This window comes from Cupriavidus sp. 05L310 (assembly GCF_056398185.1).
In genome coordinates, this window is record NZ_JBFTOX010000021.1 from 36,381 (window position 1) to 57,474 (window position 21,094).

General features: G+C 64.8%; 19 protein-coding genes and 1 tRNA gene. 12 read left to right on the top strand and 8 right to left on the bottom strand.

Annotation, left to right across the window (positions count from 1 at the left end; genetic code table 11):
• The 6 genes from AC1DS6_RS16840 to AC1DS6_RS16865 all read left to right on the top strand — a co-directional run bounded on the left by AC1DS6_RS16840 (nucleotide 1) and on the right by AC1DS6_RS16865 (nucleotide 7,862).
• The gene (locus AC1DS6_RS16840; RefSeq protein WP_441627399.1) at nucleotides 1-2,109 is read left to right on the top strand and encodes an FUSC family protein; all 2,109 of its coding nucleotides are present in this window, start codon (nucleotides 1-3) and stop codon (nucleotides 2,107-2,109) included.
• Nucleotides 2,096-3,589, top strand: a complete 1,494-nt coding sequence (locus AC1DS6_RS16845) for an MdtP family multidrug efflux transporter outer membrane subunit (RefSeq protein ID WP_441627401.1) — start codon at nucleotides 2,096-2,098, stop codon at nucleotides 3,587-3,589. The genes AC1DS6_RS16840 and AC1DS6_RS16845 overlap by 14 nt, the downstream gene beginning before the upstream one ends.
• Nucleotides 3,590-3,894: 305 nt before the next feature.
• Complete coding sequence (locus tag AC1DS6_RS16850; RefSeq protein WP_441627403.1) at nucleotides 3,895-4,734, top strand: class II glutamine amidotransferase; 840 nt, start codon at nucleotides 3,895-3,897, stop codon at nucleotides 4,732-4,734.
• A 261-nt stretch (nucleotides 4,735-4,995) separates the two neighbouring features.
• The gene (gene ppk2, locus AC1DS6_RS16855) at nucleotides 4,996-5,826 is read left to right on the top strand and encodes a polyphosphate kinase 2 (protein WP_441627405.1); all 831 of its coding nucleotides are present in this window, start codon (nucleotides 4,996-4,998) and stop codon (nucleotides 5,824-5,826) included.
• 38 nt (nucleotides 5,827-5,864) lie between these two features.
• Nucleotides 5,865-7,571, top strand: a complete 1,707-nt coding sequence (locus AC1DS6_RS16860; protein ID WP_441627407.1) for a SulP family inorganic anion transporter — start codon at nucleotides 5,865-5,867, stop codon at nucleotides 7,569-7,571.
• A 36-nt stretch (nucleotides 7,572-7,607) separates the two neighbouring features.
• The gene (locus AC1DS6_RS16865) at nucleotides 7,608-7,862 is read left to right on the top strand and encodes an RNA-binding protein (protein ID WP_477102777.1); all 255 of its coding nucleotides are present in this window, start codon (nucleotides 7,608-7,610) and stop codon (nucleotides 7,860-7,862) included.
• Between the two features lie 95 nt (nucleotides 7,863-7,957).
• On the opposite strand, the gene AC1DS6_RS16870 is transcribed toward AC1DS6_RS16865, so the two are convergent.
• Nucleotides 7,958-8,386, bottom strand: coding sequence for a MarR family winged helix-turn-helix transcriptional regulator (locus tag AC1DS6_RS16870; protein WP_477102778.1), 429 nt, complete (start codon nucleotides 8,384-8,386; stop codon nucleotides 7,958-7,960).
• Nucleotides 8,387-8,478: 92 nt separating this feature from the next.
• Between AC1DS6_RS16870 and AC1DS6_RS16875 the strand changes: the two genes are divergently transcribed.
• Both AC1DS6_RS16875 and AC1DS6_RS16880 read left to right on the top strand, forming a co-directional pair.
• Complete coding sequence (locus tag AC1DS6_RS16875) at nucleotides 8,479-8,955, top strand: PaaI family thioesterase (RefSeq protein WP_441636834.1); 477 nt, start codon at nucleotides 8,479-8,481, stop codon at nucleotides 8,953-8,955.
• Nucleotides 8,956-9,137: 182 nt separating this feature from the next.
• Complete coding sequence (locus AC1DS6_RS16880; RefSeq protein WP_441636832.1) at nucleotides 9,138-9,971, top strand: thioesterase family protein; 834 nt, start codon at nucleotides 9,138-9,140, stop codon at nucleotides 9,969-9,971.
• 453 nt (nucleotides 9,972-10,424) lie between these two features.
• Here the strand turns inward: AC1DS6_RS16880 and AC1DS6_RS16885 are convergent.
• The 6 genes from AC1DS6_RS16885 to cysS form a co-directional block, all read right to left on the bottom strand.
• Nucleotides 10,425-10,518: transfer RNA gene (locus AC1DS6_RS16885), tRNA-Ser, on the bottom strand.
• Between the two features lie 161 nt (nucleotides 10,519-10,679).
• The gene (locus tag AC1DS6_RS16890; RefSeq protein WP_477102779.1) at nucleotides 10,680-11,930 is read right to left on the bottom strand and encodes an aspartate kinase; all 1,251 of its coding nucleotides are present in this window, start codon (nucleotides 11,928-11,930) and stop codon (nucleotides 10,680-10,682) included.
• Nucleotides 11,931-12,110: 180 nt separating this feature from the next.
• The gene (tilS, locus tag AC1DS6_RS16895) at nucleotides 12,111-13,544 is read right to left on the bottom strand and encodes a tRNA lysidine(34) synthetase TilS (RefSeq protein ID WP_441636828.1); all 1,434 of its coding nucleotides are present in this window, start codon (nucleotides 13,542-13,544) and stop codon (nucleotides 12,111-12,113) included.
• Nucleotides 13,510-14,481, bottom strand: coding sequence for an acetyl-CoA carboxylase carboxyltransferase subunit alpha (locus AC1DS6_RS16900; protein ID WP_183030977.1), 972 nt, complete (start codon nucleotides 14,479-14,481; stop codon nucleotides 13,510-13,512). The genes tilS and AC1DS6_RS16900 overlap by 35 nt, the downstream gene beginning before the upstream one ends.
• A 125-nt stretch (nucleotides 14,482-14,606) precedes the next feature.
• Nucleotides 14,607-15,533, bottom strand: a complete 927-nt coding sequence (locus AC1DS6_RS16905; RefSeq protein ID WP_441636824.1) for a DNA-3-methyladenine glycosylase family protein — start codon at nucleotides 15,531-15,533, stop codon at nucleotides 14,607-14,609.
• Nucleotides 15,530-16,918 carry a cysteine--tRNA ligase gene (gene cysS, locus AC1DS6_RS16910; RefSeq protein WP_477102780.1) on the bottom strand — a complete coding sequence of 463 codons (1,389 nt, stop codon included), beginning with the start codon at nucleotides 16,916-16,918 and terminating at the stop codon, nucleotides 15,530-15,532. The genes AC1DS6_RS16905 and cysS overlap by 4 nt, the downstream gene beginning before the upstream one ends.
• 470 nt (nucleotides 16,919-17,388) lie before the next feature.
• Here cysS and AC1DS6_RS16915 point away from each other — a divergent pair, with 470 nt between their 5' ends.
• From AC1DS6_RS16915 to AC1DS6_RS16930, 4 genes are all read left to right on the top strand, one after another.
• Nucleotides 17,389-18,087 (top strand): tetratricopeptide repeat protein, encoded by a 699-nt coding sequence (locus AC1DS6_RS16915; RefSeq protein ID WP_441636820.1) that lies wholly within the window; start codon nucleotides 17,389-17,391, stop codon nucleotides 18,085-18,087.
• A 70-nt stretch (nucleotides 18,088-18,157) separates the two neighbouring features.
• Nucleotides 18,158-18,742, top strand: coding sequence for a peptidylprolyl isomerase (locus AC1DS6_RS16920; RefSeq protein WP_045238023.1), 585 nt, complete (start codon nucleotides 18,158-18,160; stop codon nucleotides 18,740-18,742).
• 28 nt (nucleotides 18,743-18,770) lie between these two features.
• Nucleotides 18,771-19,271, top strand: a complete 501-nt coding sequence (locus AC1DS6_RS16925) for a peptidylprolyl isomerase (RefSeq protein WP_428177898.1) — start codon at nucleotides 18,771-18,773, stop codon at nucleotides 19,269-19,271.
• 86 nt (nucleotides 19,272-19,357) lie between these two features.
• Nucleotides 19,358-20,149, top strand: a complete 792-nt coding sequence (locus AC1DS6_RS16930; protein WP_477102781.1) for a UDP-2,3-diacylglucosamine diphosphatase — start codon at nucleotides 19,358-19,360, stop codon at nucleotides 20,147-20,149.
• A 37-nt stretch (nucleotides 20,150-20,186) separates the two neighbouring features.
• Here AC1DS6_RS16930 and cysE read toward each other — a convergent pair whose 3' ends face one another.
• Nucleotides 20,187-20,930: a serine O-acetyltransferase gene (gene cysE / locus AC1DS6_RS16935; RefSeq protein ID WP_045238026.1), complete on the bottom strand. Its 744-nt coding sequence runs from the start codon at nucleotides 20,928-20,930 to the stop codon at nucleotides 20,187-20,189.
• Nucleotides 20,931-21,094: the final 164 nt, after the last annotated feature.

Consider the following 21,094-nt stretch of genomic DNA (forward strand, 5'->3'; position numbering starts at 1 on the left):
ATGAGCCCGGGCACGCTCGTACCGGACAGCCTGCTGCAGGCGGCGGCGTTCCTGCGCGCCCAGCTCGCGCCGTATCCGGGACGCGTCAACATCTTGCTGCGCTGCATGCTGACCAGCGCCATTGTCATCGTCGTCTCGATGGCGCTCCAGGTGCCCTCGCTCGCGCTCTCGCTGCTCGTCGTGTTCTACGTCACGCAAGCGAACGTGGTGGTCACCCGGCTGGTGGGTGTGATGTTCATCGCAGGATCCACACTCGCCATCGGCGTTTCGATACTGCTGCTCAAGCTGACCTTCGACTTTCCCTTGCTGCGCATCGTGGTCGCCAGCCTGCTGTTCTTCGCCAGCGTGTACCTCATGCGCGTGCTGAAGATCGGCATCGTTTTCTTCATCGTCGCGATCGTGGTGATCTACGTGCAGACCTTCGTCGACCGCACCGGCGAGGCAGAATTGCTGATCCGCGCCGTGCTGTGGGTGTGGGTCGCCGTGAACTATCCGATCGCGCTGACGCTGCTGATCAATACGCTGTTGCTGCCCGCGGAGCCGCAGCGGCAATTGAAGGCGGAAGTCCACCGGCAACTGGGTGCTGTCGACGCGCATCTGGCGCGGCTGACCGACGGCACGCCAATGGCGGAACCAATCACGCCAATGGCGATTCAGCAAGGTGCGTTGACGCTGCAGAAACTGCTCAAGTTCGCCACCATGCGCGATGCGCACTATCGGCAAGACAAGGCGCATCAGTTAGCCTGCATCGCTACCGTGTCGCGGCTGTATCGTGCAGCGGGCGAACTGCCGGACGATCTGCCGAACGCTTCGGCGGCGCAGCTCGGAGCGCTGCGGCAGCTACGCGCCGACTGCCAGGCGCTGGACGCATCGGTCATCGCGGACCAGCCATACCGGCCCGCCCCACTTGCCACGCCCGGCCAAGGCGGGGCCGCGCCGCTGCCCGCCGCCGCGCAAGAAATGCAGCGGGCGCTGGTGGCGTTCGCCGATGCGGACACGGCCGCCGGCGCGCCCGGCAAGGCGCCGGAAGAGCCGCCGATGGTGGTGCCGGACGCCCTGACCAATCCGGCGTACGTACGGTTCGCGCTCAAGACCCTGCTCGCCGTGCTGATCTGCTACGTCTTCTACACCGCGGCCGACTGGCAAGGCATCCACACCATCATGCTGACCTGCGTAATCATTGCCCTGCCCAGCCTTGGCGCGTCGATGCAGCGCGCGCTGCTGCGCGTCGGTGGCGCACTGGGCGGCAGCGCGCTGGCCTTGTTCATGGTGGTGTTCGTCATCCCGCATCTCGACAGCATCGCCGGCCTGCTGCTGATGACGCTGCCGGTGGTCGCGCTCGCCGCATGGATCGCGGCCGGATCGGAGCGCATCGGCTACGCCGGGACCCAGATCCTCTTCACCTTTTCGCTTGCACTGCTTGAGCAGTTCGGCCCCACTACGAATCTCACGGAAATCCGGGACCGCGTGCTCGGCATCCTGCTCGGGGTTGGCATTTCCACCTTTATCCAGATGTCGCTGTGGCCGGAGGCGGAAGGGGAAGCCCTGCGGCAAAAGCTGGCCACCATGCTGCATTCGGTTGGCAAGCTGCTGGCGCAGGCGGCAACCGGCACCGCAACGCCTCCCGGGCACCTGGCCTACGCGCAGCTACAGCTGCAGACCTGGGCCGTGCTGTCCGATTGCGAGGATACGCTGGCGCGCGTTGCGCTCGAGCCGGGCTGGCAGGAAGGAGAGCAGGCGCCGCTCACGCTGCGCGCCCAGGAAGTCCTGGCGCAGGGGCGTGAGATCATGCTGGCCGGCAATGCACTTCATAATGCACTGGAGGCCACCGATGGCCACCTGGGCAGTACGGCCTACGACGCGGCGCGCGCCTTTCAGGCGCAAACCGCCGCGCGGCTCGGCCACTATGCGGACGCGCTGGTTGCCAACCCACCCTCCGCCAGTACACCGCCGCCCGTCGAGATCCCGGCGCTTGGCGACGCAACCCTTGCGGCGCCTGTCGTCGCGGCCATGCGGCACCTGGTGCGCCAGCTCTGCGTCCTTCCGGACTGGCAGGCTGCGGCGGCGCAGTCCCCGGCGATGCTTCGCGAGTCCCATGATGCCGGCTGAACGCAAGCCACCCCGCGCCTGGCCGCGCCGCCCCGCAGCTTGGCTGGCCGCCGCGCTCCTGTATGCGCTGGGCGGCTGCGCCCTGATCCACGAAAACGGGGTTCCCTCACCGGAAATTCCCCTTGAGCAGATCCGTCTGGCGGACGACACGCACCTGGCCCGCGATGGCTGGCCCGAAACGCGCTGGTGGACGCGCTACGGCGACACGCAGCTCGACGCGCTGATCGAACGGGCCCTGGCGGACGCCCCCACCATGGTGGTGGCACGCAGGCGCGTGGCCCAGGCCAGAACCGACGTCGAACTGGTCAAGTCCGGTTCGCGCCTGCAGGCCGTGGCGTTCGGGGCGATCGATCGCGAGCACGTTTCGGCGAACGGCTTCCTAGGGCCGTTCGCGATGAACGTGCCGGCCCTGGGGCTCGACGGTCCCTGGTACACCGAGGGCATCGTCGGCGTGGGTGCCAGCCTGAACATCGATCTCTGGGGCTTGCACCGGGCGCAGGTGGCGGCTTCGATGGGCGTCAACAATGCCCGCCTGGCCGAAGCGTATGCGGTGGAGCTTGAACTGTCGGCCGATGTGGCGCAGTTGTACTACGGCATCCAGACCAGCCACCAGTTGATCGAACTGCTGGAACAATCGCGGCAGGTCGCCGCCTTCTCGGTGCAGACACACCAGGCACGTGCCGCGCGCGGCCTGGAATCGCGCACATTCGTCGAGCAAGCGCAAGCGCAGCAACTGGCCCTGGAACGGCAGCTTGTCGCGGCGCGGGGCACGGTCAGGCAATTGCGCGAATCGTTGCGGGCCCTGATCGGCGCGGGACCGGATGACTTGCCGGAGATCCGCCCGGTTCCCCTGCCCCAGTCCACGTCCGGCGTACCGGCCACGCTGTCGTACGAACTGCTGGCGCGGCGCCCCGACCTGCAGGCCCTGCGCTGGTACGTGCAAGCGTCGTTCGACCGGATCGACGCGGCCAGGGCGGCGTTCTATCCGAGCTTCGACATCCGCGCCTTCTTCGGCTTCAATGCCCTGCACCTGGCCGATCTGTTCACCCACGCCAGCCAGCAGATCAACCTGATTCCCGGCCTGTACCTGCCGATCTTCGACGGCGGGCGGCTCAATGCAAACCTGGGCGGCACGCGCACGGCGAGTAACACGCTCATCGCACAATACAACCAGGCGGTGCTCAATGCGGTGCGGGATGTCGCCATCACCGGCACCCGCCTGCAGGACCTCGACACCGAAGCGGAACTGCAGCGGCGGAAGGTCCAGTCGGTTTCCTTCGTCCGGGACAGCGCCGAGGCCCGCTACCAGCGCGGACTCGGCAGCCGGTTCCTGGCCATGGAGGCGCGCCAGCCGCTGATTGCCGAGCAGATTGCGCTGCTCAACGTCAACGGCCAGAAGATCAGCCAGGAGATTGCCCTGGCCAAGGCACTTGGCGGCGGCTACCTGGCCGATGCGCCGGTTGAACTCAGGCCGCGCTGAGCGGTGGCCGGCGCCTGCGCATTGTGATGTGAACGCGTTGGCGTCCCGCCAGCATGGCTTTGATCCCGGCTACCTGGAAAGATTGGCGTAAATGGCACATGCGCCACTTCAATGCAGAGCGCCGATGCGCGTTGCACGCCATATATCCTCTTGCGACGCCGCGGTTTCGGGAATCGCCGCTTGCCTCATTGCCTGAGGCGGCGCACTGTCCTAAAACTTCAAATAGCGATCTGGCGGGCGCAGGACGAGCGATCGGCCGCCTGGCAGAAGTGCTTCCGCATGGAAACGCGTTGAGGAGAGGCATCATGTGTCGGTGGCTGGCGTACTCGGGCAATCCGATCCAACTCGAGACCGTGCTGTTCCGGGCCGAGCATTCCTTGATCGACCAGAGCCTGCGCTCACGGCTCGGGCACACCACGACTAACGGGGACGGGTTCGGGATGGGCTGGTATGGCCACCACTCGGAAGTTCCGTTCCGCTATCGCTGCGTGCATCCCGCGTGGAATGACACAAACCTGCGCGAGGCGGCCCGCGCTATCCGGGCCTCGTTGTTTGTTGCGCATATCCGTGCGGCGACCGACACGCCGGCGCAGGAAACCAACTGCCACCCCTTTCGCTATGGTCGCTGGCTGTTTGCCCACAATGGACTGATACGGGACTATCCGACGGTCAGGCGGGAGCTGATGATGGCCATTGCGCCTGAGTTGTTCCGCTGGATCGAAGGTTCCACCGACTCGGAAGTCATGTTCTTTCTCGCCCTCACGTTCGGGCTTGAACGCGATCCGCGCGCGGCGCTGGAACAGATGGTGGGCCTGATCGAGAACGTTGGCCACCGCCATGGCGTCGAGTACCCGCTGAACATGACGGTCTGCGCGAGCGACGGAGAACAGATCGTCGCAGCGCGCTACTCCAGCGAAGCGGATTCGCGCTCGCTCTTCCACAGTACATGCGTTCGTCATTTACGCGAACTCTATCCTGAGAATTCGCACATTGCCGAAGCGGGCGACGATGCCATCCTGGTGCTTTCGGAACCCGTGGTCGACCTCGCTGGCGCATGGGAGGAGATCCCGGAGGGTACGGCCATTCTTGCCAGAGGCGGCGTCGTCGAACGTGAACGTTTCATCCCCCGCATGCCCGAGTGCTGACGCACGGCAGCGCAGCGTGTGATTTCAAGGACGACGGCCGTGGATGCGCGGTAGCGGCAAGGCAGCCCGGGGCTATTCGCGGTGCATTTTGGGAGCCTGCTCACGCTTCAAGCCGTCCGCCGGTTTGCCTTGCCATGGTTTGCTCCATGGGTGCACTGCGTCGTCCATGTAATGGCCGGTGATTTGACTCTCTCCGCATGGACGACGAAACTGTAAATGGCTCCTCATGCAAGGATCCGCACACACCGGAAGGAGACGACCATGCCAAAGGAGAAGGAAAAAACCAGGCGCGAAAAGCCTGAGCACGGTGATCAGAGAGAGCCTTTGTCATATAAGAAATACAGAAAGGCCCTGCTCCCCTTGCATGTAGAGCTGGTCAGGCTCCAGGAATGGGTGGTTCAGTCGGGCGCCAAGATCTGCATCATTTTTGAAGGCCGCGACGGCGCTGGCAAAGGGGGAACCATCAAGGCCCTGACCGAGCGTGTGAGCCCGCGCGTGTTCCGCGTGGTGGCATTACCGGCACCCACGGAACGCGAGAAGAGTCAGATGTACGTGCAACGCTACCTGCCCCACCTGCCGGCCGCGGGAGAAGTGGTGATCTTCGATCGTAGCTGGTACAACCGGGCGGGCGTGGAGCGCGTCATGGGGTTCTGTACCGAGGAACAGGTGGAGAGCTTTTTCAGGGCCGTTCCGTTGGTCGAGCAGGCCATCGTCCACTCTGGAGTGATGTTGTTCAAGTACTGGCTGGAAGTCAGCCAGGAGGAACAGACTCGCAGGCTGGAAGCGCGCATCCACGACGGACGCAAGCTGTGGAAGCTGTCCGACATGGACCTGAAGTCCTACAGCCGCTGGTATGACTACTCTCGCGCCCGTGACGCCATGTTCCGGGCTACCGACACCGCAATCGCCCCATGGTACCTGGCCAATTCCGATGTCAAGGAGCGCGCCCGCCTCAACATCATCAGCGACATACTCCACAAGATTCCCTATGAAGCCATGCCGCGCAAGGAGGTGTCGCTGCCCGCGCGGCAAAAGCCGGAAGGCTACGTGGAGCCGGACTACCCGTACAAGCGCGTTCCCGAGAAATTCTAGGTTCCCTCATCAGAACCGAAACCGGGAGGGAGGCAGCCATGCAGCAGGAAGCGCCAGACGGGCGCCGCGACATCCACGTCAGCCATATGCGCTGGTCGCTGCAAGGCTATCGGAAGGAGTGGGTTGCACCGGACATGATTGCCGGACTCACGGTTGCGGCGGTAGTCATCCCCAAGGCGCTCGCCTATGCCACCATTGCCGGCCTGCCCGTTCAGGTGGGGCTCTATACCGCCTTCGCGCCCATGCTGATCTACGCCCTGCTCGGCAGTTCGCGCACGCTCAGCGTCAGCACGACGACAACGCTCGCGATCCTGGTTGCGGCGGCATTCGGCAGCCTGGGCCCGCACCCCGACCCGGCAACCCTGATCACGGCTTCGGCAACGCTAACGTTCCTGGTCGGCGCCATGCTCCTCGCCGCCTGGCTGCTCCGCCTGGGCTTTGTCGCCGACTTCATCTCCGAACCCGTGCTCGTTGGCTTCAAGGCGGGGATCGGCCTCGTCATCATGGTGGACCAGATTCCGAAGCTGCTCGGCATGCATATTCAGAAGGGATCGATCTTCCATAATCTCCTGGCCATCGCGCAAGGCATTCCGCACGCGTCGTTGGCGACTGCGGCTGTGGGTATCGCCATGGTCGGCATCCTGTTGTCCATGGAGCATTGGCTGCCGCGCTTGCCCGCGCCTTTGATTGCCGTGGCCGCAGGCATCGCCGGCGTGACGCTGCTGAACCTCCCGGACTACGGCGTGGCCATCGTCGGCAAAGTCCCGACCGGCCTTCCGCCCGTGACCCTGCCCGATGTGGATATGATGCAGCGGCTATGGCCTGGGGCGCTTGGCGTCGCGCTGATGAGTTTTACCGAGAGCATTGCCGCCGGGCGCGCATTCGCGCAAAGCGGGGAGCCGCCGCCAGCGGCAAATCGCGAACTGCTGGCCACGGGACTCGCAAACCTGGGCGGCGCCTTCCTCGGTGCCATGGCAGCCGGCGGGGGCACCACGCAAACCGCCGTCAACCGCATTTCTGGCGCACGCTCGCAACTGGCCGGACTGGTGACCGCCCTGGCGTCGCTCGGGACCATGCTGGTGCTCGCACCAGTAGTGGGACTGATGCCGGAGGCCACACTGGCCGCAGTGGTCATCGTGTACTCCGTGACCCTGATCAAGCCCGCCGAATTTCGCGCGATTCTGAGCATACGGCGCACCGAGTTCAGTTGGGCGCTGATTGCGATGGCCGGCGTTGTTGCTCTTGGCACGCTGCAGGGGATCGTCATCGCCATCATCGTGTCGCTGCTAGCCCTGGCGTACCAGACATCAGACCCACCCGTCTACGTGCTCGTCCGCAAGCCCGACACCAATGTGATCCGCCCGCGGTCGGATGAACATCCGCAAGACGAGGCCATCCCCGGCTTGCTGATGCTGAGGCCGGAAGGAAGAGTCTACTTTGCGAATGCGCGGCGCATCGGGCATAAGTTGAGGCCTCTGGTTGCCAAGGTCAGGCCGAAGATTTTGGCCCTGGACCTGGCAGGCGTTTCGGACCTCGAGTACACCGCGCTCCATATGCTGATCGATGCGGAGAAAGAACTGCGTGAGGAAGACGGTGTCCTGCTCTGGCTGGTCGGCATGAATCCCGACGTGCTGGCGATGGTTCGACGCTCCCCGCTGGGAGAGACGCTCGGCCGTGACCGGATGTTCATCACCCTGGATTTGGCAGTTGCCAGATATCAGGCTAACCCAGCCAACGGCACATAGTGGACATTGCCCGTTGTATCGAAGCAAGAGGTAATCATGTCACGTCTACTGCTGACGAATATCGAACCCGGCACCGCTGACGACGAAGTCCGCGCGCTTCTCGAAAAGTACGGTCTACCACCCTGCGATGTCATAGAGCAGGTGCCTGGCGATGGGACGCGGCCATCCGTGGTAATGACCTTCGATGACATTGACCCGGATACGCTGCACAAGTACGCCGAGCGCATCCATCACATGTTCTGGAAAGGCCGGGAACTGACGGCACAGGTGCTGAGCGACCGCTTTACTTGAGCCGCTATCTTGTGGCCGCCCGGAGGAATATCTGCTCGATCAGGCGATCGCCGGCTTCGGCGATCGCCTGTGCGCCCCCATCTTGCCAGCGCGACCTAGTCGCCTAGCTTGTCTGCCGCCTTGCCGAGCAGGCCAAGCAGGTCCGGCCCCAGACTCGCAGACAGTTCGCGGTTCGCCGGCGACCAAAACGCAAGGGCCCGCTGGAGGCGAAAAGCCCCCTCCTCGGTCAGCCAGACTGCGCGTCGCCGGCGGTCACTCTCTGCGCTCACGACTTCCACCAAGCCGGCCCCGGCGAGTTGATCCACGTTTCGGGACATGGTGGATTGATTCAGTCCGGCGTGCAGCGCAAGCGCCCCCAGCGTGTCATCCGGCGCGGATGCGATCAGGCACATCAGCCCAAATTGGGTATTGGACAAGCCAGATGGCAGCAATGCTGCATCCAGCTTGCTAGTAATGCGCCGCGCCACCAAGCGCGAGAGCCAGCCAAGATCCGACTCCAGCGCATCGGCGGCGTCCGCGCGCAATGTTCTTGGTGCTTGTGTTTTCCTGTTCATGTTTCTATTATATGCATCTGCATTTATTGCATCTACATATAATTTCAATAACAAACAGAGACATGAAAAACTATCGCTTTGGCGTGGCCGACCTGGAAGACATCGCCGGAATGAGTGGCAGAGTGTTGCTTCAGGCAATCATTGACGGCCAACTGCCGCAGGCGCCGATCTCGCAGGCGCTGGACTTCTGGCTCGTTGAAGTCGGCGACGGCTTTGCTGCTTTCGAGGGCGAACCCGCGCCGCACTTGCTGAATCCGATGGGCACGGTGCATGGCGGCTGGGCGCTGACCCTGATCGACAGTGTGGCCGCCTGCGCTGCCCATTCCTTGCTGCCTGCGGGGACCAGCTACACCACCGTCGAAACCAAGGGCAACTTCTCGCGGCCGATCAGGCCAGATACCGGCCGTGTTCGCGCCGAAGCGAAGGTTGTCAGCCAGGGGCGCCAAATCGTCACCTCCGAGGCGCGGGTCCTGGCCACCGATGGCCGCGTCCTGGCACACGGAACTTCAACGCTCCTGATCGTGCCTCCGGCTCGCTAATGGCGACTACCAACTCACGCGGAACGACTTTGCACGCTGAATGATCTCCCCGCCCTTGATAGCCTTCAAGACGGGAAACGGCGCCAGGATTCTCTACGAAAAGACCGGCCTCGGCGTGCGCCGGGCCATCCAATTTACAACTGGGCAGCCACGGCCGCCCACGATTCGATTTGGAGCACACCATGACGCAAGCGATCCCGGCATTCAGTGACAGTTCATCGGCTGTCTACGAACGACAAGGCGATACATGGTTGCCGACAGAGCTCTCACGCGGTCCATGGGACGCGCGTTTCCAGCACGGCGGGGCGCCATGCGCGTTGTTGGCGCATGCGGCCGAAAGCGCAGTTACGGAGCCTGGCTGGCGCCTCGCGCGCTTGAGTGTCGAACTGATCAAGCCAGTTCCGATTACCCCGCTGACAACGAGATGTAACCTCCAGTCGTCGCGAGCCACATCGCGTATCACTATCGACCTGCTTGCCGGAGACCTTCTGGTTGCCCGCGGACATGCCCTGATGCTGCGTGGCGCGCAATTGACGCTGCCTGGTGACCTGCCTGCCGGCTGGTCGCCCACGCGGCTTGAACCGTTGCCGGCAAACTGCAATGACAGCGTGCGCATCCCAGGCTTGCCCGACGGAACGTCCTTCTATCAATCGGCCATGGAGACACGCGTCGCACAAGGCGACCCTTCGCAAGCCGGCCCCAGCGCTGCCTGGTTCAGGCTCACGGTGCCGATCGTGCAGGGAGCGCCGACATCTCCCGCCATGCGTGCTGCCGCCGCGTCCGATTTCGGCAATGGGCTGAGCTGGGTGCTTCCGGCGAGTCGCTATCTGTTCGCCAATGCTGACCTTAGCCTGCATCTGCATCGTGAGCCCGTCGGGGAATGGATCGGGCTTTTGTCCGGTACAGAGGTGCATGGCAGCGGAACTGGTGTCACGATGTCACGCCTCTATGACGAGATGGGGACGATCGGCATCGCGATCCAGACGCTGCTGCTACGCGAACGGGCGACGAAGTAGGTCCGGACGGACCTGGGCATGTCGGCGTGCCGCACACGCTCAGCGCGTTCGTTGCAACGAACGGCGAGATCCGATCGGCCAGCAGGAGACCGCAGATGCTGTCAGGAACGACGATGTCGAACGCGCGAGGCTGGCACAACCTATTCAACGTGCGCCCGTGAACCGTCCCAGCCGGGGAACCCGATACTTGACCGGCTCGGTGCCCCGGCACTGCGCGATCGCGGCGAGGATCTGACGCTGAGGCTGCGCAGAATCTCTCGCTTGCCATGGACGGCAACGAGGTCCATCGGCACGCGCTTGCGCAGGTAGCAGATGCCGTCTCGGCGGGGTGAGGTACATGCTGGTTCCCGCTCTGTCTGTGTCAGGTACACACGCGGGGACAGCAGTGAAATCGGGGCCACAAAAAACAAAACCCCGGAAGACCGCGATCTTCCGGGGTTCTGCCGCCATTGCTGGCGGAGACGGAGGGATTCGAACCCTCGATCCAGGTTTTGGCCCGGATGCTCCCTTAGCAGGGGAGTGCCTTCGACCTCTCGGCCACGTCTCCCAAACCTGCCGTTGTGTGAGGGAGGCCACACAACGAAGCGCGTATTCTATCGGTCAGATTTCAATTGGTCAACGATGATTCGATAACTAATTCAAAAAAATCTCAGAACCGATAGTTGGACCTGCGGTTGGACAAGCCGCACGCGGCCTGTCCAACATGAATCACGCCTGATCCAGCTCGAACACCTTATGCAGCGCGCGCACCGCGAGCTCCATGTACTTCTCGTCGATCAGCACCGAGATCTTGATTTCCGAAGTGGAGATCATCTGGATGTTGATGCCTTCTTCCGACAGCGTGCGGAACATCTTGCTGGCGATGCCAACGTGCGAGCGCATGCCCACGCCGACCACCGAGACCTTCGACACCTTGGGGTCGCCGGAGACGCTGGCAGCGCCGATATGCGCCTTCACGCCATCGTTCAGGATAGCCAGCGCGCGCTGGTATTCGCCGCGCGGCACGGTGAAGGTGAAGTCGGTCTTGCCGTCGACGGACTGGTTCTGGATGATCATGTCGACGTCGATGTTGGCGTCGGCCACGGGGCCCAGGATCTGGTACGCGATGCCGGGCTTGTCGGGCACGCCCAGGACGGTGATCTTCGCCTCGTCACGGGCAAAGGCAATGCCGGAGATGACGGCTGCTTCCATTTCAGACTCTTCCTCAAAAGTGATCAGCGTGCCCGAGTGCATTTCTTGCTCGAGGGGCATCAGGGGGTCGGTCAGCGACGACAGCACGCGGGTCTTCACGCGGTACTTGCCGGCGAACTCCACCGAACGGATCTGCAGCACCTTGGAACCCAGGCTGGCCATTTCCAGCATTTCCTCGAAGGTGATCTGGTCCAGGCGGCGGGCGTCCTCGACCACGCGCGGATCGGTGGTGTAGACGCCGTCCACGTCGGTGTAGATCAGGCATTCGTCAGCCTCGATGGCGGCGGCGATGGCCACTGCCGAGGTATCCGAACCACCACGGCCGAGCGTGGTGATATTGCCGTACCCATCGATGCCCTGGAAACCCGTGATGACGACCACGCGCCCGGCGTCGAGATCGGCCAGGATGCGCTCGTCGTCGATCGATTCGATGCGGGCCTTGGTGTGGGACGAGTCGGTCTTCACCGGCACTTGCCAGCCGGTGTAGCTGATCGCGCCGACGCCCTCGCCTTGCAGCGCGATGGCCAGCAAGGCCGAACTGGCCTGCTCGCCGGTCGCGGCCAGCATATCCAGCTCACGCGGGCTCGGCTGCGCCGAAATTTCCTTGGCAAGACCAAGCAGGCGATTGGTTTCGCCGGACATGGCCGAAGGCACCACGACTACGCGGTGACCAGCACGATGCCATTTGGCAACGCGCTTGGCGACATTCTTGATGCGTTCCGGAGAACCCATCGAAGTGCCGCCGTATTTGTGAACGATGAGAGCCATCTATTTGTCGACGCCAGCGATTGTGCAAAACCTCTGAAAATACACGAAGAGGCGGCGTGAAGCAAGGCATCGCATGATGACACGCGCCCGGCGGAAGTGGCGCGCACGGCTCGCGCGCCTATTTTGCGCGCGGTATCGATGCGATCTGGCGTCCGCTTGCACCGCCTGTTCAGGGCGCGGTTACGCCCTCGTCCACTCCACCCATTCGATGCGCCAGCGTGGCGATGCGGGTGCAGCCGGCCAGCGCCGGTGCATGCCCAGCCCGGCCGCGAACACGAGTTGACCACCCGCCCACAGCAGGGGGAGCCGCGCGCGCCGCGCCATCGGCACGCCGGCCTCCTGATAGGCCTGCTTGAGTGCGCGCGCCGGGCCGCCCGGGCGCAGCACGATGCGTTCGCCGCCCTGCCGTGCCGCGAGCCGCAGGGGCTGCCGCAACGCGGCTTCGGGCAAGCCATAGGTGTCGTCGCGCGTAAAGCGCAGTTCGCCATGCCAGGCCGGCACCGCCAGGCTTGCCTCGCCCTGCCAGGCTAGCGCGAGATCGCCCGAAGCGATCGCTGGCCCGGCGTTCCGGGCCAGCACGCGCCCCTGGAAACGATGCAGCACCAGCGCCTCGTGATGGATGGCTGGCTCCCCGCCTTCGTGCTCGATCAATTGCGCGCGCATGGCGGACAAGCGCGCGGTGGAAGGGGCCTGCGTGCCGAGGTCGCGCAACCACAGGCGCAGCACAGTGTCGGCCTGCGCGGACGAAAGCGCGCGCAGGCCCGCGAGATCGAGTTCCGCGATGGTGCCGGCATCGCGCGGCGGGCGCACCAGCCCGGCCATCAGCTGCATGGCGAGCCCATCCAGCAATTCGCCGGCCTGCGCCAGGTGGGCGGCGGCCTGTGCCACGTTGGCGCGCAAGGCGGGAAACGCCGCGACCAGCGCGGGCATCTGCCCTCTCAGCGCGTTGCGGGCGAAACGGGGGTCGTCGTTGGAGGGATCGTCGATCCATGCGAGCGCATGGGCGGCACAGTAGGCATCGATGTCGTCACGCGCCACGTCAAGCCAGGGCCGCAGCAGCACAATCTGCTGCCGCGGCCCGAGCCGGCGCAGGCGCGGCATGCCGCCCAGCCCGGCCAGCCCGCTGCCGCGAAACAGGCGCAACAACACGGTCTCGACCTGGTCATCCAGGTGATGCGCGAACAGCAGCAGTTCCGCCCCGGCCTCATCGCACATGGCCTCCAGCGCTGCGTAGCGCGCGCGGCGCGCGGCCGCCTCGAGCCCTTCGCCGTGCTGCTGGCTCACCGTGACGCGGCGGCTGTAGAACGGCAGTTGCCAGTCGCGGCACAGCGACGCGCAGAAAACGTCCCACTCGTCGGCCTGCGCCTGCAGCCCGTGGTGCACATGCAGCCCCACCACGCGCAGCGGCAGCGACGACGACGCCACCGCCGCACGCAACGCGTGCAGCAGCGCTACCGAATCGCGTCCGCCGGAGAGCGCCACCGCCACCGTGCCTGCCCGTGCGCCATGGCCAGAAACAACAAAGGCCGCACCGGCCTGAAGTGCCTGTGCGACCTTGTCGGTCAAGCCGGCGGACGGGTCAGCCCGGTGCGCCGGTTTCCTTGAACTTGCCATAGGACAGCAGACGCTCGTTGCGACGCGCCTGCAACTCCTTCACGCTCATGCCCTGGAACTGGCGCAGCGAATCCGCCAGCGAACGCTTGAGCATGGCGGCCATGCCCTTGACGTCGCGGTGCGCGCCGCCCAGCGGCTCGCTGACGATCTTGTCGATCAGGCTAAGCGCCTTGAGGCGGTGCGCGGTCAGGCCGAGGGCTTCGGCAGCTTCGGGTGCCTTCTCGGCGGTCTTCCACAGGATGGAAGCGCAGCCTTCCGGCGAGATCACGGCGTAGGTGGCAAACTGCAGCATCTGCACCACGTCACCCACGGCAATCGCCAGCGCGCCGCCGGAGCCGCCTTCGCCGATGATGGTGGCGATCAGGGGCACCTTGAGGCCGGCCATCACGTAGAGATTGTGACCGATGGCTTCGGACTGGCCACGCTCTTCCGCGTCGATGCCGGGGAATGCACCCGGCGTGTCAACGAAGGTGAAGATCGGCAGGCCGAACTTGTCGGCCAGCTCCATCAGGCGCTTGGCCTTGCGGTAGCCCTCGGGCTTGGGCATGCCAAAGTTGCGCATCGCGCGCTCTTTGGTGTCGCGCCCCTTCTGGTGACCGATCACCATGCACGCCTGCCCGTTGAAGCGGGCCAGGCCGCCCACGATGGAGAGATCGTCGGCAAAGCTGCGGTCGCCGTGCAGTTCGTGGAAGTCGGTGAAGATCTCCCGCACATAGTCCAGCGTGTACGGACGTTGCGGATGCCGGGCGATCTGTGCCACCTGCCATGGGGTCAGGTTGGCGTAGATGTCCTTGGTAAGCTGCTGGCTCTTGCCGGCCAGCCGCGAAATCTCTTCGGAGATATCGACAGCCGAATCGTCCTGCACAAACCGCAGTTCTTCGATCTTTGCCTCGAGTTCGGCAATTGGCTGCTCAAAATCCAGGAAGGTGGTTTTCATGAGACTCGCGTACCTGTCTGTGAAGGGGCGCATTCTACCGGAATTCACCCACTAAACCGCAAGTCTGCGGATGCAGCCTCGCGCACTTCCATGCAAATTCTGCTGTCTTTCTGCTGCCTGTCAGGCTAATACGTCACCGGCAGAGGGTCAAGACTGCGCCACATGTACCAGGTGGCGACGGTTCGCCACGGCTCCCAATTGGCCGCCACCTCGCGCGCTTCGCTGCGGGTAACGGGTTCGCCGCTGAAATAGTTCGCCGAAATGGCGTTGATCAGGCCGACGTCGTCAAGCGGCAGTACATTGGGCCGCATCAGGTTGAACATCAGGAACATTTCGGCGGTCCAGCGGCCGATGCCGCGGATCTGCGTCAATTCGGCGATGACGGCTTCGTCGTCCATCTCCGTCCAGCTGTCGACATGCACGCGTCCCGCCTTGAAATGCTCGGCAAGGTCGACGATGTACTCAGCCTTGCGGCGCGACAGGCCGCAAGCGGCCAGGTTGTCGTGCCCGGCCTTTAGCATCTGTGCCGGCGTGAGCTTGGGACAGAGTGCCGCCAGACGCTCCCACACCGTTTGCGCGGCCTTCACCGAGATCTGCTGCCCAACGACGGAGCGGGCCAGCGTGATAAAGGGATCGCCGCGCGAGATCAGGTGCGCCGGACCGTAGGTGGGGATCATCTTGCGCAGGATGCGGTCGCGCTTCATCAGGTCGGCGCAGGCCTCGTCCCAGTAGGCGGGACGCACCGCGCCCACCACCGTCTCGACCGGCAGGGGGATTGCCGCGGCTTCCGGCAGCACGGGCGCCCTGGGCGTGCGTGCCGCGGTCTTCAGCACCGCCTTGCCGTCCGCCCGGACCACCGGCCCGGACGATTTGACCGGGGCCTTGCTGGCCACCTTGACACCGCTCTTCAGCGGCTTGGCGGCCTTCGCCACCGTGCTTGCCTTGGGCGACTTGAGCGGCACCGGCGGCTTCGCCGCAGGCCTGGCCTTGCTGGCCGCAGCAGTCTTGGACGGCGCCGCAGGCGTCGCCGTCTTGCGCACGGCAGCGTTCAAGCGCGCCTCCACTCGGTGGCACCGCCCGGCTTGTCTTCAAGGATCACGCCGCCGGCCAGCAGTTCGGCACGGATGCGGTCGGCTTCGGCGAAGTTGCGCTCCGCCTTGGCTTGCTTGCGCGCACCGATCAGGGTTTCGATCTGCTCCGGCTGCAGGCCATCGGCTGTCTTGCCGCCTTGCAGGAACGCGTGCGCGCCGCGCTCCAGCAAGCCCAGCGTGGCACCCAGGCCCTTGAGCTGGCGCGCCATCGCCCGCGAGCCGGTGCGATTGACTTCACCGGCGAGGTCGAACAGCACGGCCATGGCGATCGGCGTGTTGAAGTCGTCGCCCATCGCGTCGATAAAACGCCGCGCATGCGCCTCTTCCCAGTCCAGGGGCTGATCATCGGGCTGCACGTCCTTGAGTGCCGTGTAAAGGCGCGTCAGGGAATGACGAGCGTCCTCCAGGTGGTCATTGCTGTAGTGCAGCGGGCTGCGGTAATGCGCGCGCAAGATGAAGAAGCGCACCACCTCGGCGTCGTACTCCTTGAGTACGTCGCGGATGGTGAAGAAGTTGCCGAGCGATTTCGACATCTTCTCGTCATTGATTCGCACGAAGCCGTTGTGCATCCACAAGTTGACGAAGGTCTTGCCGCTGGCCCCTTCGGACTGCGCGATCTCGTTCTCGTGGTGCGGGAACTGCAGGTCGGCGCCGCCGCCGTGGATATCGAAATGCTCGCCCAGCAGCGCGCAGCTCATGGCCGAGCATTCGATGTGCCAGCCCGGACGGCCGGCGCCCCATTTCGAGTCCCACTTGCTTTCGGCGGGCTCGCTTTCCTTGGCGGGCTTCCACAGCACAAAGTCGAGCGGATCGTGCTTGGCTTCGTTGGTGGCCACGCGCTCGCCGGCGCGCAGGTCTTCCAGCGATTTGCCCGACAAGCGCCCGTAATTGGGGAATTTGCGCACCGCATAGTTCACATCGCCATCGCTGGCCTGATAAGCCAGGCCGCGGGCCTCCAGCTTGCCGATGATATCGAGCATCTGCGGCACGTAGTCGGTCGCGCGCGGCTCATGGTCCGGGCGCTGGATGCCCAGCGCGTCGGCATCCTCGTGCATGTAGCGGATGAAGCGGTCGGTCAGCGCGCCGATGGTCTCGCCATTCTCCGCGGCGCGGCGAATGATCTTGTCATCGATGTCGGTGATGTTCTGCACGTAGGTCACCTGGTAGCCGGCCGTGCGCAGCCAGCGCTGCACCATGTCGAATACCACCATCACGCGCGCATGGCCAACGTGACAATAGTCGTACACCGTCATGCCGCAGACATACATGCGTACACGGCCGGGTTCGATTGGCACGAAAGGCTGTTTTTCACGCGCGAGCGTGTTGTAGATATTCAGAGGATGCATGAAACGAGGTGAAAGGATGAGGAATCCTGCCGGCGGCATGACCGGGCACAAACTGGCACTGGCTGGAACTGAACCGGCCGCCCGCATTCTGCTGCCCTGCCCCCGGGGCTGCCAGGGGCCGCCCCCGCGTTGCCCCGAAGTTGCCCATAACCGACTGCGGGCAATCCTCGCGCAACGATGCGGGACGAGAGGGACAACGGCACAGCGGGACAACACTGCAACGATACGGCGGGACAGCACTTGCAAGACACCAGATGCGCCATTGTCGCGCCTTCGCGAGACCGGCAACTTGCGCCTGCGCAAAACCAGGCGCGACCCATATCTTACCGGAAGCGACCGACCAGGGTGGCCCCGCGCCCGCCTTGCGGCGCACCACGGCAAGCCCGCGTGGCAAAGGGAACGCCCCGATACCCGGGCCGGCATGGCCGGGCTTTTGCTAGAATGCCGCGGAGTATAACGGACCGCCATACATGAGCCTGTTCCTGCCCACCATAGCAACCGCTTCATCCCCGCCCCTGCGCCGGCGCATTGCGGCCGCCTCGTTAACCCTGGCGGCCAGCCTGGCAGGCATGCTTGTCATGGCGGGCCCCGTGCGCGCGCAGGCCGGGCCCGTATCGCTTGCCGTGCCGGCCGTCCCGCCCGGCGGCGTGCGCTCTGCCGATCCGGGCATGGCCGAGGCGGAGAAGGCGGCGGCGCAGAAGAAATATGGCGAGGCCATCGATCGCTTCGACCGCGTGCTGGCCACCAACCCGCGCAATGCGCAGGCGCGCTTCGAGCGTGCCTGGGCCCTGGCCCAGGCCGGACGCGAGGACGAGGCCATCGCGGCGTTGTCTTCCATGGCACAGGATTTCCCGGAACTGCCCGAGCCGCACAACAACCTGGCCCTGCTGTACGCCAAGCGCGGGGATCTCAAGCGCGCCGAGGCGGAACTGCTGCTCGCTCTCGATGCCAAACCCGATTTCGCGGTGGGCTACACCAATCTGGGCGATGTCTACCGCCGCCTGGCCGAGAATGCCTACCGGGAAGCACTCCGCCGCAATCCCAAGGACGCGGCTGCGGCCTCGGGCCTCAAGCTATCGCAACCCGCGGCGGCCATCCAGCCTCCCGCGGGCACCACGCGCAAGGCAAGCGCCGCGGCCAGCGAGCCGGCGGCCGCACCCGCCCGGTAATGCCTTGCCCGGCAGGCGGGGCCGCAGCCAGGCCCCGGTCTTATCGTTTTCCAGATCCACGGAGTCAAGCATGATCTTTTCGCGTCGCCTCGTCCTTGCCGGCATGGTCGCCGGTGCCCTGGCGCTCTCGCCCCTGGCCTCGCAGGCACAGCAGCAGAAAGCCGAGCGGGTGCAATTCGTCACCAGCGCCGGCAAGTTCACGCTGGAGGTCTATCCGGACGCCGCGCCCAAGACGGTCGCGAACTTCATGGAATACGTCAAGAGCGGCTTCTATAGCGGCACCATCTTCCATCGCGTCATCAACGGTTTCATGGTGCAAGGCGGTGGCTTCGACCGCGACATGAAGCAGAAGCCCACGCGCGCGCCGATTCCGCTGGAGGCCCAGAACGGGTTGAAGAACAAGGCTGGCACGGTCGCCATGGCACGCACCAGCGATCCCAACTCGGCCACCGCCCAGTTCTTCATCAATGTGGTGGATAATTCCAGTCTCGACTATCCGCAGCCGGACGGTAACGGCTACGCTGTGTTCGGCAAGGTGGTGGAAGGCATGGATACCGTCGAAAAGATGAAGAACACGCCCACCACCTCGTATGGCCCGATGCGTAATGTCCCGGCCACGCCGATCGTGATCGAGTCGGCCTCTGTCGTCAAATAACACCGTACCACCGTACAAAGGAAAGCAAATGTCCAAGGTAGAACTCCACACCAGCCAAGGTGTCATCACCATCGAACTCGACGCCGAAAAGGCGCCCAAGTCGGTTGAAAACTTCCTGTCCTATGTGCGCAAGGGCCACTACGACAACACCATCTTCCACCGTGTGATCAAGAACTTCATGATCCAGGGCGGCGGTTTCGAACCCGGCATGAAGCAAAAGGCCACCGATGCCCCGATCGAGAACGAAGCCGGCAACGGCCTCAAGAACGATCGCTACACGGTTGCCATGGCGCGTACCAACGCACCGCATTCGGCCACCGCGCAGTTCTTCATCAACGCGGTCGACAATGACTTCCTCAACTTCACCTCGCCGACCCCCCAGGGCTTCGGCTACGCCGTGTTCGGCAAGGTGATCGACGGTACCGACGTGGTCGAGACGATCAAGGGCGTGCGCACCGGCAGCGCCGGCTTCCACCAGGACGTGCCGCTCGAAGACGTGATCATCGAAAAGGCCGTGGTGGTTGAATAAGTCACTGCCCCCCGCCAGGACACGCTCTACCGCGCGCCTTGGCGGGGTCGCGGCACGAAGTCAGGCCAGACTCTCTCTCCAAGCGCATGACTGTGACCCAATCCACGCCGGCTGCCGGCGCCCTTGCGGTGCCAGCGCCGGCGTGGTTCATTTCCGACCTGCATCTCACGGCGGAGATGCCGCGCACGCTGGCGTCCTTCGAGCGCGTGCTCGAACGCGCGGCGCAAGGCTCGCGCGCGCTGTTTATCCTGGGTGATTTCTTCGAATTCTGGGTAGGCGACGAGGAAGCCGACAGCCCCTTTGCGGCGCAAGTGGCCGCCATGCTTCGCCAGCTCGCCAGCCGAGGCGTCCAGGTGTACCTGATGCATGGCAACCGCGACTTCCTGCTGGGACAGCGCTTTGCGCGCGCCGCCGGCGCCGCCTTGCTGCCCGATCCGACCGTGATCGAATGCGCCGACCAGCGCGTGGTGCTCAGCCACGGCGACATGCTGTGCACCGACGATGAACGCTACATGAAATTCCGCCGCTGGACCCGCAAACGGTGGGTCCAGCGCGCATTCCTGTCGCTGCCGCTGACGCTGCGCCTGCGCGTGGCGCGGCGGCTGCGCGCCGATAGCGAGGCGGGCCGCGCCGACCAGGCGCGCCGCGATGCCCCGCCCGACTACGGCGACACCACGCCGCAAGCCGTGGCGGCGCTGTTGCGCGACAGCCATGCACCGGTTCTGGTGCATGGCCACACGCACCGCCCCGCCCGCCATGAAAGTCCGGAGGGCGTGCGCTGGGTGTTGACCGACTGGGACCTCGACGGCAAGCGGCCACGCGCCGCCGTGCTGCAACTCGACGCGGACGGCTTCCACGTACTGCCGCAAGTGGACTGACGCCGGGGCCGGCGTCCCCCAGGCGGCCCCGGCCTCCCTACTTCATCAGCTTGCGCAACTCACTCGCGTCGAAGCGGTCGTTCGGCGTGTTCTCAAGGTGCTCGCCGAGCCGGTCCAGCGCAGCCATCACCGTCTCGAGGCGCTCGTGCTGCTGGGCCGCATTGTCGATCAGGCTCTTGAGCGCCAGCGACACCGGATCGTCCGCGTTCGGCGTGATGCCGTAAGCGGAGAACTCCTGCTTGGCACCCTGCTGCCCGGTGGGTGCATCCGGCAGGATGATGCGCGCCGGGATACCAACCGCGGTGGCGCCCGGCGGCACCGGCTTGAGCACCACGGCATTGGAGCCGATGCGCGCGCCGTCGCCGATGGTGTAACCGCCAAGCACCTTGGCGCCGGCACTCACCACCACATTGGCGCCCAGCGTGGGATGGCGCTTCACGCCCTTGTAGAGCGATGTGCCGCCCAGGGTCACGCCCTGGTAAATGGTGCAGTCGTCGCCGATCTCGGCGGTCTCGCCTACCACCACGCCCATGCCGTGATCGATGAACACGCGGCGCCCTACCTTGGCGCCGGGGTGTATCTCGATCCCGGTGAAAAAACGGGCCCAGTGGGAAATCCACCGGCCGAGCCAGTGAAACCCCGCGTTCCAGCAAGCATGGGCGAAGCGGTGAAACATCACGGCATGAAAGCCGGGGTAGCAGGTCAGCACCTCCAGACGGCTGCGCGCGGCGGGATCGCGCCGCATGATGGCGTCGATATCTTCCTTCAGACGAGAGAACATCTTGGTCGTGTCGTGTTGCCACGCCGTGCGCCGCGCGTCCTGGGTCAGCAGGACTGACGCGCGTCGCCGGCATGGTCATTGGCCGGTGGGAACGGGATCAGGGAGTGTAAGAGATTTGCTACCCTGCTGCCGCCATGGACATGGATTGCGATGACGCGGTCCGC